This window comes from Vibrio sp. D401a (genome assembly GCF_030248515.1).
Taxonomy (GTDB): Bacteria; Pseudomonadota; Gammaproteobacteria; order Enterobacterales; family Vibrionaceae; genus Vibrio; species Vibrio rotiferianus.
The window spans coordinates 108,012-122,720 of the sequence record NZ_JAHGAI010000010.1; the positions used below are offsets into that span (position 1 = coordinate 108,012).

Consider the following 14,709-nt stretch of genomic DNA (forward strand, 5'->3'; position numbering starts at 1 on the left):
TGGAGCCCTTTTTGTATCCGTGACTAAATGGATTCTCGAAAACTCTCCGCATCATGCAGGGGCACATCGAGCAATTCACAAATCTCTTTTAATCGCCGAACTTGTTCTGCATTGCTTTTTGCGAGTTGACCATCCGAACTCAAATGGTTGTTCTCAAAGCCTACCCGAACATCCAATCCCACTAACAATGCATGGGTTAAGCAGTCTTGCTCTCTCGCGCCAAACGCGCACACGGCACACCTAACGTTCTCTTCGATAAATCGCTCTAAATGCAGTGCCCGTAAATCCCATGGCGAAGATTGTTGAGACTCATGATAACGGCCAAGAACCACTAACGCGTGTTGGTTGTGCTTGGGTAAAACGCCTCGCTCTTGTAGGGAGAAATAGCGCTCGATGTCTGCCTGATCATACAAAATGATTTGACTGAGAATGCCCTGAGCAGCGACCCAATCAAAAAAGACAAAACCTTGCTCCTCACTCTGCTCATCAGAAATCAGTTCACGCAAAGCAAAAGAAGCGGCTTCTGGTTTTACCGCTTTAACCAGCGCCATTTGCTGTTGTGGCGAATACATCCCAACTGCCTCAGTCGTGAGCTGAACAATCATCGAATTCCCAACCGCAGCTTTCACCGCGTGGTAGATTTCTAAATTGTCATCAACCTCTAGAGAATGCCTGCCTTGCGCATCTCTCGCGTGCAAATGGATCATGGTAGCCCCTGCCGTTTGACATGCTTTCGCCTCGGTAACCATTTCTTCAATAGTCATCGGCAATTGAGCATGGTCTTGCTTAGTTTTTCTCGCCCCATTGGGCGCAACAATAATCGCGATTCGAGCTCTTTTAGTTGGGGAGTTCACTGCCATTTCTGCGACACCTCTCTAAGTGTACGAGTGAGCTTTTCCACCAGCTCGTAAATGTGGCTTCGTTCGATGATAAAAGGCGGTGCAAGAAGGATATGATGCCCATTTACACCATCAATCGTGCCGGCCATTGGGTAGCACATCAGTCCATTTTTCATCGCTTGTTGCTTGATCTTTTTGTCTGCCAAAGTTGAATTAGGCAGCGGGATTTTACTTACTTTGTCTGCTACAAGCTCAATGCCAAGAAACAGCCCTTTACCACGAATATCCCCAATATATGGGAAGTCTGAAAGTGCTGACTCGAGCTCTCTTTTTAACATCGCCCCTTGTTGATTGACGGCTTGCAGGAGTTTTTGGTCACCAATGGTCTGAATGGTCGCAACGGAAGCTGCGCACGCAACAGGATGCGCCATAAAGGTATGTCCATGCTGAAAGAAGCCACTACCAGACGCGATTGCTTGATAAACTTTGTCATTAGCAACAACGGCACCGATAGGTTGATAACCCGCCCCTAACCCTTTCGCCATACAGACTAAATCTGGGACGGCTTGCTCTTGTTCAAAAGCAAAAAAGCTACCGCTGCGCCCAACGCCACACATCACCTCATCCATGATCAGCAGCACATCATAGCGATCGCAAATCTCTCGTATTCGTTTGAAGTAACCTTGAGTGGCAGGCACTGCGCCCGCTGTTGCGCCAACAATTGGCTCTGCAACAAACGCCATGACGTTATCCGCACCCTGTTCTAAAATTTTAGCTTCAAGATCATTGGCAGCTCTCAGTGAATAATCGAGTTCTGACTCATCTTCTCTTTGATAACGATAGGCATAACACGGTGCAATATGATGGCTTGGGTGCAAGATGGGTTTGAAAGGTTCTCTCCGCCATTCATTACCACCAACAGCCAACGCACCAAGCGTATTACCGTGATAACTTTGCTGGCGAGCAATAAACTGCTTTTTCTCAGGTTTGCCACATTCCACAAAGTATTGCCTTGCCATCTTTAGTGCAGATTCAACCGCTTCAGAGCCCCCACTGACTAAGTAGACGTGATTGAATTGCGATGGCATTTGCTGGCAAATCAACTCAGCCAACTGCTCACTTACTTCACTAGTAAAAAAGCCAGTATGAGCAAAAGGCACTTTTTCGATTTGGTCGAGCATGGCTTGTTTAACAGCTTGGTGGCTATGCCCAAGGTTTGAAACAGCAGCACCGCCGCAAGCATCGAGGTATTGGTTGCCTTGATTATCGAACAGGTAAACCCCTTCCCCTCTGGAGATAGTGGGCAATTTGGCGTGGCAATGACGGTGAAACACGTAAGACATGAGAATCCCTTCCTAGTGACTATTTTCTAAGCATAGTCAGTAAGATGAGACTTATACGCAAGGTAAGAAAAGTACACCATCATGAGCATTTGGAATACCGCAACCCAAATACTCAAAAATCATTATAAATAAGTACGTTATAGAAATAAGGCCAGCTTTTGGTAAGGCTGGCCTATGGGTAACCCAAAGCTATGTTAGAAAGTATAATTACACGTTCAGCGCTTGTTCTAAATCAGCCAGAATATCATCGATATGTTCAATGCCGACAGACAAACGAATCATCTCTGGAGAGACGCCCGCTTGCTTTTGCTCCGCCTCGCTCAACTGTCGGTGTGTAGTTGATGCAGGATGACAAGCAAGCGACTTCGCATCACCAATGTTCACCAGTCGCTTGAATATCTTAAGCGCATCGTAAAAACGTACACCTGCCTCGTAACCATCTTTTAATCCAAACGACAAAATCGCCGACGGCTTACCTTGCATGTACTTCTCTGCCAATGGATAGAACTCAGAATCTGGCAAACCTGCGTAACTTACCCAACTCACTTTATCGTGCTGGCTTAAGTATTTCGCAACTTTGAGTGCATTTTCAGTGTGTCTCTCCATACGCAGCGACAGCGTTTCCAGCCCTTGCATCAACATAAATGCATTCATCGGTGACAAAGCAGAACCAGTATTACGCAAAGGAACGGTGCGAGCACGGCCAATAAACGCTGCCTCTCCAAATGCCTCGGTGTAAACCACACCGTGGTAAGAAGGTTCAGGCTGATTAAATACTGGGAAACGATCTTTGTGCTGTGCCCAAGGAAACTTGCCCGAATCAATGATGATGCCACCTAATGTCGTACCGTGACCACCTACGTACTTAGTCAATGAATGCACCACGATATCTGCACCAAATTCAATTGGCTTACATAGCACAGGAGTTGCGACCGTATTGTCTACAATCACAGGCACGCCCTGCGCATGAGCCAGCTCAGCAACACGTTCAAGGTCGATGATATTGCCAGCCGGATTACCAATGCTTTCACAGTAAACCGCTTTGGTATTCTCATCGATAAGCTCCGCGAGACTTTCAGGTTTGTCATCCTTGGCAAAACGTACCTCAATACCTTGGTTCGGCAACATATGCGCAAATAAAGTGTAAGTGCCGCCGTATAGCTGAGGAGTAGAAACGATGTTATCGCCGGCTTGCGCGAGCGTGAGAATGGCATAGTTAATTGCCGCACTGCCTGCACTGACAACCAAACCAGCAATACCACCTTCTAGTGCTGCCATACGTTTTTCCAACACGTCATTGGTTGGGTTCATAATGCGGGTGTAAATGTTACCTGGAACTTCAAGGTTAAAGAGATCGGCACCATGCTGAGCATTATCAAACTCATACGCGACCGTCTGGTAAATCGGTGTCGCGACAGATTTGGTTGTTGGGTCGGTTTCGTAGCCAAAATGGATCGAGAGTGTTTCGTCTTTCATGCATCTTCCCTGAACTATTGAGTGAATGGTTATTCTTTTATATTGCCGATTTTTTCAGCAAAGAAAAGCTGTTTGAGTCACAGCGATGGGGTTAGGTTTCGGAAAGACGATGTTGACGTATGTAAGGTATGACTAACACAATAGAAAAGCCGCCTCATATAAGGCGGTTTCTAAAAAACTAAAAAGTACTCTTAAGAGCTGCATTCACCGCTTGATTCAACTTATTGATAACCAGCTTAAAAACCCAACGTATAAAAGAAAATGTAAATTTAATAGCTATGTTTGCTCCCTTACCGGCAAACATCAACATATGGCCGAGCAAACCTTTCACTCGCTCTGCATTCTCCTCTGTTAACTCTGAGATCTTTACCATTGAACGAGCAACTGCATCATAAACTGTGGAGATTGTTGCCCCCATACTTTGAAGCCCAAAGGTACCTAAAACCATGGCGTTATCAGCCAACAAAGTTAATATTGCTGCAGATATTTTGTCAGCCCAATCTGCAGAGTTGGTTACTTGTATCCGGTTGTTGTAGTTCAAAACGACTCGTTTGAAAATCGTGTTTGCTTTTTGAAACCCGAGGCTGTTCCAATTTTTAGAGCGAGTCAAAAAAATATAATTGTCTATATCATGTGCACTCTTGCTTAGACCTTTCGCACGACTTAATAAATATTCTGATCCATCATAAGGAACGTGATAGAAAGGCCATACTGGAGCCTTAGGAACTGGGTCAGCACCATTTACACAACGAAAATGCTCTGTGATTCTCGGGGAGGCGTTGATTGAAAAAGACCTTAAGCCAACTCTTGGAGAACCAAAAGTATACAGTTTTACTTTTCCCTTAAAAGAAGGATTTGCTGAGATCCAATTGGCTGTTAAAGTCGCTAAAGCACCACCTAAGCTATGCCCTACACAGTGTATAGTTCCATTTGCAGAAGTAGGGTTATCATGAAGAAACTTTGTGATCCCTTTTCTCATCGAGAAGAATGTAGATTGGAATCCCGCATGTACAACCTCACCAGTATCAGTTCCCTTTCCATGAGCAGTTATATCAGTAATCTTATCCGCTAAACCTGCAGTCCCTCGACAAGCAATAATGAGATCACCTTTATGGCGCTGCCCTTTTCCTTTTCCTAATAACGCGAAGCCTGTTTCAGAACGGAAGAAAAAGCCCCCACTTGTACCTTTAGCTACATCAGAAAAAGTAAAATCATTTTCAAGTTCAATAGGCATATCAAGGTACGAGTGGTTATATCTAATTTCATAAGCTAACGATGATAGAACACTAGCTTGGTTTGGTGTAATGGAAGCCATTATTAATCCTTCTCTTTAATATAATTATCCGTATTTTCGTCATACCTATAAGTGGATATATAGTCCGCTTTCCAATCACAGATAGAGTGGACTGAAATAGGAGGCCCCTCTGGGGATAGATCAACCTGATGTATATATTGGACACTTGTTAGTTCGCACTTCATATCATTGAGCATTAATAACAACTTCTTATTACTCCTAGGGGGTACTGATGCTCCCCACAACTTATATTTATTGTTAATAAACTCAACAAAAATAAACTGCCTAACTTTTAAGTTTTGCCCAAAAATATCTTGAGGAGCACTAGACTTAACAAACCTAGAAGAAAAATAGAATTCACCAAACTGATTGGTTTGGACAACATCTTTAATAATTTTACCTTTTTTGTATCCTTCGTAAAAAACCTCCCGATAAACCGTTAACCCAGCTTGTGGCACGCCATCAAGCGTGATAACACCACGAACTTCTGGAGACATTTCCACATCGTATTTTTTAAACGGCCAAAACATTGCACTTGCCCCTATCGAAAATAGAACTAAGGCTAATATAAGAGAGATTTTTTTAGCCATAGCCTTTCTCATCCATTGATTATTTTTTGGATAATATGGAAAAAAACGAGGGAGTGAGAGAAGTTAATAAACGGAATACAATTTGTGGGAAGCAATTCGAAGTATCATGTAATTAAGAAATTTGTTTTTATTAATTCTTAAACACGGCATAAAACAAAAACCGCCTCAATAGAGACGGTTTAGTAGAGTTAGACTTTAAAATCGTCCACGATTTCTTTTAAGTTCACGGCGACACGGGCTAACTCGCGGCTGGATGCAGAAGTTTCGTGTGCCCCCGAGACATTTTGGGTCGCTAGATCTTGGATAGTCACAAGGCTGCTGTCTATGCCACCAGAGACCTTTGCCTGCTCTTCTGTCGCTTGGCTAACAGAGGTCGTTTGGCGATGAATTTGCTCCATAGTACCAACAACGGCTTCAATCATGGTGCCCGTTTCTTGTACTTGCTCCATCGTTTGTCCTGCCACTAACTTACAGTTATCGATGATGGCCTCGGTTTGCTCTGCTTGTTGATTAACCTTGTGCACCATCTCTTCAATCTGCTCCGTCGACACTTGAGTGCGCTGCGCTAAGTTACGAACTTCTTCTGCTACTACAGCAAAGCCACGTCCACTTTCGCCAGCTCGAGCTGCTTCTATCGCAGCGTTCAGAGCAAGTAAATTGGTTTGGTCAGCGACTCCGCGAATCACATCAAGTAACGTACTGATTTCGCGAACTTGTTCTGCCAGTTGCACAACATTGCTATTACCTTCATCAACCTGTTCAACCAATCCAGAAACGGTGTTTACCGTTTGAACGATTCGTTGAAGCTCTTGCTGGCAATCTTGGTTCGCGTCCGCAGCTGAAACCGACACCGAACTTGCACTTCCCGCCACTTCAGTGATAGATGTTGTCATTTGATGAATGGCTGTTACAGCTTGCTGAAGTTCGTCATTTTGCACATGTAAGCTTTGTTCTGATTGCTCAGTGACCACACTCAACTCTTCAGACGTAGCGGCAAGTTGAGAGGAAGCGTCACTGATGTCCTTGATCATCACTGTTAAATTACTCGCCGTGGTATTCAACGTCTGTTTTAAGCTTCCCTCTTCGGCTTGAGATATATTCAGTCGTAAGTCACCTTGCGCCAACTGATTCATCAGTTGTTTCATCTCTTCTGGCTCGCCGCCCAAAGGTTTCATTACTGCACGGGTAACAATAAGCGCAACGCCAATGCCGCCAATGATAGCCAGAAATAATACAATGCCATTCAGTGTCATCAGTTCCTTGATGGGTTGCTCCGCTTCTGACACATCTATCTCAGACAGCAACGCCCAGCGGTGTCCGTACATATCTATCGGAGAATAGGCTGACACGACCGGATTGCCGTTGTAATCAATAATTGTCTCAACGCCAGATTCACCTGCCAACGCTCGTTTGACTGCGTCACTGTCTACGCCATTGTTTGCTACCGTGCCTGCGAAAGAAGCTTGGATCGTTCGACCTACAGGATCAAGGAATGAGTTAGAACGCATTCTAAAATCGGCACCAACAAGGTACGTTTCTCCAGATTCTCCCATGCCGCTGCGAAGGTTCATCAATTGGTTGATACCATCAATCGACATCTGAGTCGCTACCATCCACTGCTTACCCTCGACTTTTAGAGGAACAGCAAGAAAAGCTGCTGGATCACCATTCGATGGGGCGTAGGGTGCAAAGTCTACCGCAGCAAATTGCTTGCCAGACCGAACGGCACGGTAAACATCACCAAGACCAGAGTTCGAGTAAGCTCCCGCTACCAAATTAGTTTGATAATCGGCTTCTCGAGCGACGGTATAAATAACATCACCAGCTTCATCAACGATAAAAATGTCGTAGAAATCTAGTTCTCGATTTAAGTCAGTCAATAACCGATGAAAGTCATCGCTAAACAGCTGATGTATATTCGTTGCAACCACCTTAGCCACCGCTGAGGTGTTGTTTTGATAGCGGTCAAACAATTCATCAAGACGCGCTTGTTTGGTATCTCGAAGTGCGACCAAACGCTCTTCATTCAAGGTATTAAGACTATTTGTAGAGGAGTAAACAGAGACAAGCAAAGCGACCAATACTGGTACAATACTCGCGAAAACCACCCAACCTTTGACTTGTGTACTGAACTTCATATACGGCTCCATGTTCAGAAAAATGAATCCTGTCGGTACCCTCTGCTCTCACGGAAGGTCAAAAACAGATCAAAGCATTAGCAATCTACACAGATATTTAACACACGCCGGATGGTAGGAGCTTGACTCAGCACAATCAAGGAAGTTACTGATATTTAAGTAGATTAAATGTATCAGGACGTGAACAGGCAATCCTTTTAGTGAACAGGCTCGAGTTATTGCCGAATTTGCTGTATCAACCAGTGTCGGAACCGCTCAGTTGGCTCGCTTTTTGTATTAATAATCAGATAATAACCAGCGTTAGCATCTACAGGTTCAAATGGCGAGACTAAGCGGCCAGTTTCGAGCTCATCTTCCACCAGCGCCATGCGTGCCATTGCAATGCCAACCCCAGCTTCAGCCGCAGACATCGCCATATCAGTACGATTGAAGAAGTGTCCTAAATCCGTTTTGAAATCTAGCCCCATACTTGATGCCCAATACAGCCATTCGTAGTCACGCGGAGCTTTATCCCACGGCATAGCATCGTGCAGTAACGTCGCCCCTCGCCATTGTTCTGGTGACGCTTTAAGAGCTTTTAGCCACCCATGATCCTCAAGGTATTTTGGGCTCATTACTGGCAAAAGTTGCTCATCGAGAATCCGCTCTGCGCTTTTATCTCGATAGGGGTGAGAACCGTAGTCTACCGCAACGTCGTAGTCTTTTAGCTCGCTATTCACCAACGCTCCCTCGGCAAAAATCTGCACTTGGAGATCGGGATTTTCGAGGTGGAAACTTTCAAGGCGTGGAACCAACCATTTAAATGCAAAAGAAGGCGTCAGTTTGAGTCGAATTTCATTGTGGAGCTTTTCAGCTTGTAGCTCTTCAAGCGTTTTTCCTAGCTCTGAGAAGTGAAATTGTGTGGATTGAGATAGCTGCATTCCTTTGGGCGTCAATCGAATTCCTCGCGAATGGCGTTCAAACAAAGTAAAACCAAGCAGCTCTTCTAACTGGATGATTTGCTGACTAATTGCGCCCGTCGTCAGGTGCAATGCCTTTGCTGCACTTGTAAAACTGCTGTGTTCTGCCACTTGGCTGAATAACCACAATCCGCTAACGACACTACTTTTCATCCTTGAGCCTATAGTTTTTCTAAACTCTGGATGTAATTTATATCGATTGTTAATAAAAGGTAAAGAATACACACTGCGCAACATTGAAAATGTGTGGAGCGCATCAATGGAAGTCATCGTAGTCGGCAGTGGTGTTATCGGTTTGACCTCAGCTTGGTACTTATCTCAGGCAGGTTATCAGGTTACCGTGATTGATCGCCAACCAAGCAGTGCTATGGAAACCAGCTTCGCCAACGCCGGACAAATATCTTACGGTTACTCCTCGCCGTGGGCTGCCCCGGGTATCCCGCTCAAAGCCATAAAGTGGCTCACTGAAGAGCATGCACCACTCAAGATAAAGCCGTCTCTCAGCCCAGAGCTTATCCGCTGGGCAACGCAAATGGTATCGAACTGCACCTTATCTCGCTATCAGATCAACAAAGCAAGAATGCTATCTATTGCCAATCATAGCCGAGCCTGTCTAGAGCAGCTAAGACGTGATCATGCCATTGAATACCAAGGTCGTCAGTTAGGTACCTTACAAGTATTTCGCTCTCAACAGCAGCTCGATGCCATAGAAAAAGACCTCAAGTTGTTAGAGCAAAGCGGTACACGCTTTCAGTTAATGGATGTCGAGCACTGCATCAAACAAGAACCAGGGTTGGCATTAGTGAAAGAAAAACTGGTCGGTGGGTTATACCTACCTGATGACGAAACCGGAGATTGCTTCCAGTTCTGTCAGCAGTTAACTGAGCTAGCGAAAGCTCATGGTGTCAGGTTTGAATTCAATACTGAGGTGAGCAATTGGGTTACTGTAGGCAAAAAGATCATGGGTGTCCAAACGGACCGTGGTTTGTTTAAAGCTGACCAGTTTGTGCTTGCTTCGGGCAGTTATTCGACGGCATTGCTCAAGCAGCTTGAAATCGATATTCCGGTCTATCCCGTCAAAGGATATTCGCTGACGGTGCCAATTGAATGTGAGCAATTTGCGCCTCGTTCTACCGTCATGGATGAAACCTATAAGGTCGCAATGACGCGTTTTGATGACCGCATTCGTGTCGCGGGAACCGCAGAACTTGCTGGCTTTGATCCTTCGTTGCCGCAAAATCGCAAAAATACGATTGAAATGGTGATTCGAGATCTGTTTCCGCAAAGCGCCGATTTCACTCAAGCCGAATTTTGGACCGGTTTTCGCCCTATGACCCCAGATGGCACACCAGTTATTGGGGCGACACCCTACGAGAATTTGTTCACTAATACAGGACATGGAACGCTCGGTTGGACCATGGCTTGCGGATCAGGGCAGATACTTGCAGACGTCATGATGAACACAAATGCCAAAGTAACAAATCACTCAGAATTAAGCTTGAGCCGTTACGCTTAAACAACTGCAAACCATTTCAAACAGTACATTACTCCACAAGTTGAATAACAACCAGAAGATACAACTTCCAGCTCTAGCAGCACATTTTCATGACAATGTGCTGCATATTCAATCAATTCATTGCCAATTCCAATAAAAACCACTCAGATACATAACAAGAACCAATTTTTAACAATATTTAAGCATTCTGTGTTCACCATCACGCTACAAAGGATTTTTAGTTAAAAAGATTAACAATTACATTACAAAAAAGGGTAATGTGTTGTACGAAAAACAACCACAACCATAACAAACAGGGAAAATACTCATGCAGTCATTAGTTGATTTTCTGAATGGAATTATCTGGAGTCCGGTACTGATTTATTTGTGCCTTGGCGCTGGTTTGTTCTACTCGATCATGACGCGCTTTGTGCAGATTCGTCACTTCTTTGAAATGTGGCGCTTGCTACTTAATGGTAAGAGTTCAACCAAGGGGATTTCATCATTTCAGGCTTTGGCCGTTTCACTATCTGGCCGTGTAGGTACAGGTAACATTGCCGGTGTTGCAGCCGCTATCGGTTTCGGTGGTCCGGGTGCCGTTTTCTGGATGTGGGTCGTTGCCTTCTTTGGTGCAGCAACCGCATACGCAGAATCAACACTAGCACAAATTTATAAAGAAGAAGACGAAGGCGAATTCCGCGGCGGTCCAGCTTACTACATTGAAAAAGCAATGGGTCAGAAGTGGTACGCATGGATCTTTGCTATCGCAACCATCTTTGCATGTGGTGTTCTACTTCCAGGTGTTCAATCGAACAGTATTGGTAACGCAGTAGAAGCAGCATTTGGCTCAGGTGACATGATTGAAACCGCTATTGGTACCTTCAGTTTCGCTAAAATTTTCACTGGTACGGTTGTCTGTGTCATTCTCGCTTTCATCATCTTTGGTGGCGTAAAACGCATCGCGAACTTCACTCAGATTGTCGTTCCTTTCATGGCATTGGCTTACATCATCACAGCGTTCGTTATCATCCTGCTTAACATCGGTGAAATCCCACGTATTGTTGGTATGATCCTTGGTGACGCATTTACACCAATGGCAGGTATCGGTGCTGCGATTGGCTGGGGTGTAAAACGTGGTGTTTACTCTAACGAAGCAGGCCAAGGTACAGGTCCTCATGCAGCGGCGGCGGCAAGTGTTGATCACCCAGCACAACAAGGTCTGGTTCAATCGTTCTCTATCTACATTGATACACTACTAGTATGTTCTGCAACCGCGTTTATGATTCTTATCACTGGTGCGTACAACGTACAAGGTGCGGTGGAAGGAACATTCCTTGTACAAAACCTACCAGCAGATATCGGCGCGAATGGCCCTGTATTTACTCAGATGGCGATTGAGAGTGCACTTCCTGGTGTTGGTAAGCCATTCATTGCTGTTGCATTGTTCTTCTTCGCTTTCACAACAATCCTAGCGTACTACTACATTGCAGAAACCAACATCGCGTACATCCGTCGTACTTTCAAAGTAAACGGTTTGATGTTTGTTCTGAAAGTCATTCTTATCACCGCCGTTTTCTACGGTACGGTTAAGACAGCCAATCTTGCATGGGCAATGGGTGACGTAGGTGTAGGTTTGATGGCTTGGCTGAACATCGTCGGTATTCTGATCATCTTCTTCATGTCAAAGCCGGCTCTAAAAGCACTGGCCGATTATGAAGAACAACAAAAACGTGGTGTTACCGAGTACACATTTAACCCTGTAGCGTTAGGCATTAAAGGCGCGGATTACTGGGAAGAGAAGTACAAACGCAAGACAGGAAAAGCACCAACTGCAGATAGCGATACGTTAGAGACGGTAGAACAGCCATCTACCTAACGCTTCACTTAGCATCCTCCCCTAACGGGTTGGCAGGTATATAAGAAAAAGCAGTGGTCCAAATAATGGGCATTAAAAAAGGGTTAGCCAGTGGCTAACCCTTTTCTTTTGCATTCAACTCAAAGCGATTAAGCTGCGATTTCTTGCGTAGCAATTTGTGGCTTTTGCTTTTCGCCGATAGGAAGCACTGTACGACCGTACTCATTGTTAAGTACTTGAGCCATTGCGAAGTAGATTGCGCTTGCGCCACAGAAGATACCTTCGAAGCCTGCAATAGTACCGATAAGCTCGCTACCAGTGAAGTCACGTGCCGCTAGTAGGAAGAACAGAATAGTAAGAGAACCGAATACGACTTGCTTCGCTACTGGGTAACATAGAGAACCGATGAACATGAAGCCTGTGAAGATACCCCATAGCAGTAGGTACCAACCCATAAAGTGTGCTGGGCTTGCAGGAAGACCCATGTAAGGCATTACGATTAGGCCAACCAGTGTTAGCCAGAACAGACCGTAAGACGTAAATGCAGTCGTACCGAAAGTATCACCACGTTTGAAGCACATCATGCCAACAAGAACTTGGCTAAGACCACCGTAGAAAATACCCATTGCTAGGATCATTGAGTCAATTGGGAAGAATCCTGCGTTGTGGATGTTAAGCAGAATCGTGGTCATACCGAAACCCATTAGGCCTAGCGGCGCTGGGTTAGCCAGTTTAGTAGACATGTAAGCGTACCTGTTTTCAAAAATGTTGATAAAAATTGCGCGCGAATTTTAATGGACTAAAAAACAAAAGAGAAAAGACGTTATTGGAAACTTAGATTGCACAAATAAGCAATTAAATGAATAAAAAAAGACCCTACTAAAAAGCAGAGTCTTTATAGATAGTTAGACTATTTATTGTTCAATTACTGGCAAGAAATCTCATCCCAGAACCAATTGCTCTGTGTTGGTGTTTCCCATACTCCCGGGCCATTTTTCGCAATAAAACACTTACCTTGATAAGTCACTTTGTCGCCATTGGCAACTTGAGTGAAACCCGGTTCCCATGCGATAAAGTCACCCGATACAGGAGGCTCCGTCACCGGTGGTTCGGTTACTGGAGGCTCAGTTACTGGTGGCTCTGTCACAGGCGGCTCTATCGTTGGTGGCTCGGTTGGCGTACCCGAAACTAGCTTCCAAGGGTCACCTTTGGTTGGTTCATTACCTTGTGACCACCATTTCGCTTCATACACTGCACCTTGGTAAGAGACTTGATCACCCGTGTTGTATACCTTGCTTGAATCCCAAGCAGCAACGCCATCCACTGGTGGATCCACCGGATCAACTGGGTCTAATTTGTCGACAATGCGCACTTCTGGCCAGCCAGCATGGGATTGATAGAAGTTGGTAACACATTTCTCATAATCTCCTGCTACCAGTGCCGAATACGCAGTTTGGAACCCTACCAATTCACACTCAAATGAATGGCCACCTGGACGATCTGAGTAGTACTTCCAGTTACCATCCCAGTTGGTGTATAGCACGTCCGTCGCGCCATTTAAATTTAGGCTACCGTAAGGCGTTTGCTGCCAGCAGGTATTGGTCTCATCGGTTTCGATAGGAATTTGATAGTGCGCTGCGAGACCTTCCCAGTAACGAATACGGTTAACTGGCTGACCTTTGTCTTTGTTTTGCTCACCACATTCGATACCACCGTTGATGACGTTAATCGTGGTACCAAAGCCGTAACCAATGCCCGCATCAGTTTCACGTTGCGATGGCACCCAAGTACGATCAATTACGTGCAGCATCGCTGGCTTGGGCGCTTGAGGGGTTAAGAAGAACCAAATTGCAGAAGCTAAGTTCAACCAAGAGTCTGCTACTAAGCCCGGATTTTTCAACAATACCGATGCATCACCATCAAACATCACTTCAGAGAACGCGCCGTAGTTAAAGTGGTAAGAAAGCTGTTTTGCACCACGACCAAAATACCCCTGACCAGGCTCGCAAGGCCAACGCTTATTTTGCCAATCGTTTTGACCACAGCCTGTTGTGTAGCCTTCTTGACCTTCAGACCACCCCATTTCACGTACGTGAACAAGTGCCTGCTGCCACTCTTCTAGCGCGAGCGGGTTGTCCGATACGTTATCAACCGCAATGTGGCCACCGGTTTCCTGAGCAAAGTGCGCAAATGCTGTCACGATGGATTTCTTACAGATTGCATCTGAATCACGCCCGTCTGTGTACTCACCACAGAATGCAGGGAACTTACCAATCGCGCGCAGGAAACGAGTATAAGTGTATTCAGGCGCAGCCATTTGCGTTAGGAAGTCCCACTCACTTTCGGGGAATACACGTTCAACACGTTTAACGTTTTCTGGGTTACCTGCTGCGCCCGGTACGATAGCTTCTACAACGCTGTTCGGACGAGTCTCTAACGCCTGTGCCCAGATGGCATACATTGGGTCAGATGTTTTGCTTTGCTCAACCGCTTGAATGTCACCACGAGCGATCACGTAGCCATTCGGGTTTTGAGGATCAGGTTGGATATTCATACTGGCATGAGCTTGTGCCGCGAGCACACAGCTTAATGCAAGAGGCAGATGTTTGAGTGCAAACATGTCTAATCTCCGTATTTAACAATACAATATACAAGGAATAACTAGACACATAGTGGATCATGTAGAAAAAACGCCGAGTGAAGTGAATTAATTCTGCGAC

At 45.2% G+C, this 14,709-nt stretch carries 11 protein-coding genes; 2 read left to right on the forward strand and 9 right to left on the reverse strand.

What is annotated here, in order from left to right; all coding sequences use genetic code 11:
* Positions 1–23 precede the first annotated feature (23 nt).
* The 7 genes from KIV41_RS06445 to KIV41_RS06475 form a co-directional block, all read right to left on the reverse strand.
* Complete coding sequence (locus KIV41_RS06445) at positions 24–860, reverse strand: 3-keto-5-aminohexanoate cleavage protein (RefSeq protein WP_285335923.1); 837 nt, start codon at positions 858–860, stop codon at positions 24–26.
* Positions 851–2,182 (reverse strand): aspartate aminotransferase family protein, encoded by a 1,332-nt coding sequence (locus KIV41_RS06450; protein ID WP_285335924.1) that lies wholly within the window; start codon positions 2,180–2,182, stop codon positions 851–853. The genes KIV41_RS06445 and KIV41_RS06450 overlap by 10 nt, the downstream gene beginning before the upstream one ends.
* Positions 2,183–2,389: 207 nt before the next feature.
* Complete coding sequence (locus KIV41_RS06455) at positions 2,390–3,658, reverse strand: O-acetylhomoserine aminocarboxypropyltransferase/cysteine synthase family protein (RefSeq protein ID WP_285335925.1); 1,269 nt, start codon at positions 3,656–3,658, stop codon at positions 2,390–2,392.
* A 178-nt stretch (positions 3,659–3,836) separates the two neighbouring features.
* Positions 3,837–4,973, reverse strand: coding sequence for a lipase family protein (locus KIV41_RS06460; protein WP_285335926.1), 1,137 nt, complete (start codon positions 4,971–4,973; stop codon positions 3,837–3,839).
* A gap of 2 nt (positions 4,974–4,975) precedes the next feature.
* Complete coding sequence (locus KIV41_RS06465; RefSeq protein ID WP_285335927.1) at positions 4,976–5,542, reverse strand: DUF6795 domain-containing protein; 567 nt, start codon at positions 5,540–5,542, stop codon at positions 4,976–4,978.
* Positions 5,543–5,730: 188 nt separating this feature from the next.
* Positions 5,731–7,680, reverse strand: coding sequence for a methyl-accepting chemotaxis protein (locus tag KIV41_RS06470; RefSeq protein ID WP_285335928.1), 1,950 nt, complete (start codon positions 7,678–7,680; stop codon positions 5,731–5,733).
* Between the two features lie 215 nt (positions 7,681–7,895).
* A complete protein-coding gene (locus KIV41_RS06475; RefSeq protein WP_285335929.1) occupies positions 7,896–8,792 on the reverse strand; it encodes a LysR substrate-binding domain-containing protein in 897 nt (298 codons plus the stop codon).
* Between the two features lie 106 nt (positions 8,793–8,898).
* On the opposite strand from KIV41_RS06475, the gene KIV41_RS06480 reads away from it, so the two are divergent.
* A complete protein-coding gene (locus KIV41_RS06480) occupies positions 8,899–10,155 on the forward strand; it encodes a D-amino acid dehydrogenase (protein WP_285335930.1) in 1,257 nt (418 codons plus the stop codon).
* A 307-nt stretch (positions 10,156–10,462) separates the two neighbouring features.
* Positions 10,463–12,010 carry a sodium:alanine symporter family protein gene (locus KIV41_RS06485; RefSeq protein ID WP_010446203.1) on the forward strand — a complete coding sequence of 516 codons (1,548 nt, stop codon included), beginning with the start codon at positions 10,463–10,465 and terminating at the stop codon, positions 12,008–12,010.
* Between the two features lie 128 nt (positions 12,011–12,138).
* On the opposite strand, the gene KIV41_RS06490 is transcribed toward KIV41_RS06485, so the two are convergent.
* The gene (locus tag KIV41_RS06490; protein WP_010446201.1) at positions 12,139–12,732 is read right to left on the reverse strand and encodes a GPR1/FUN34/YaaH family transporter; all 594 of its coding nucleotides are present in this window, start codon (positions 12,730–12,732) and stop codon (positions 12,139–12,141) included.
* A gap of 182 nt (positions 12,733–12,914) precedes the next feature.
* The gene (locus tag KIV41_RS06495) at positions 12,915–14,609 is read right to left on the reverse strand and encodes a chitinase (RefSeq protein ID WP_285335931.1); all 1,695 of its coding nucleotides are present in this window, start codon (positions 14,607–14,609) and stop codon (positions 12,915–12,917) included.
* Positions 14,610–14,709 lie beyond the last annotated feature (100 nt).

Coding starts and splice junctions, on each gene's coding strand:
- KIV41_RS06445 (WP_285335923.1), bottom strand. CDS start 860: ATGGCAGTGAACTCCCCAACTAAAAGAGCTCGAATCGCGATTATTGTT.
- KIV41_RS06450 (WP_285335924.1), bottom strand. CDS start 2,182: ATGTCTTACGTGTTTCACCGTCATTGCCACGCCAAATTGCCCACTATC.
- KIV41_RS06455 (WP_285335925.1), bottom strand. CDS start 3,658: ATGAAAGACGAAACACTCTCGATCCATTTTGGCTACGAAACCGACCCA.
- KIV41_RS06460 (WP_285335926.1), bottom strand. CDS start 4,973: ATGGCTTCCATTACACCAAACCAAGCTAGTGTTCTATCATCGTTAGCT.
- KIV41_RS06465 (WP_285335927.1), bottom strand. CDS start 5,542: ATGGCTAAAAAAATCTCTCTTATATTAGCCTTAGTTCTATTTTCGATA.
- KIV41_RS06470 (WP_285335928.1), bottom strand. CDS start 7,680: ATGAAGTTCAGTACACAAGTCAAAGGTTGGGTGGTTTTCGCGAGTATT.
- KIV41_RS06475 (WP_285335929.1), bottom strand. CDS start 8,792: ATGAAAAGTAGTGTCGTTAGCGGATTGTGGTTATTCAGCCAAGTGGCA.
- KIV41_RS06480 (WP_285335930.1), top strand. CDS start 8,899: ATGGAAGTCATCGTAGTCGGCAGTGGTGTTATCGGTTTGACCTCAGCT.
- KIV41_RS06485 (WP_010446203.1), top strand. CDS start 10,463: ATGCAGTCATTAGTTGATTTTCTGAATGGAATTATCTGGAGTCCGGTA.
- KIV41_RS06490 (WP_010446201.1), bottom strand. CDS start 12,732: ATGTCTACTAAACTGGCTAACCCAGCGCCGCTAGGCCTAATGGGTTTC.
- KIV41_RS06495 (WP_285335931.1), bottom strand. CDS start 14,609: ATGTTTGCACTCAAACATCTGCCTCTTGCATTAAGCTGTGTGCTCGCG.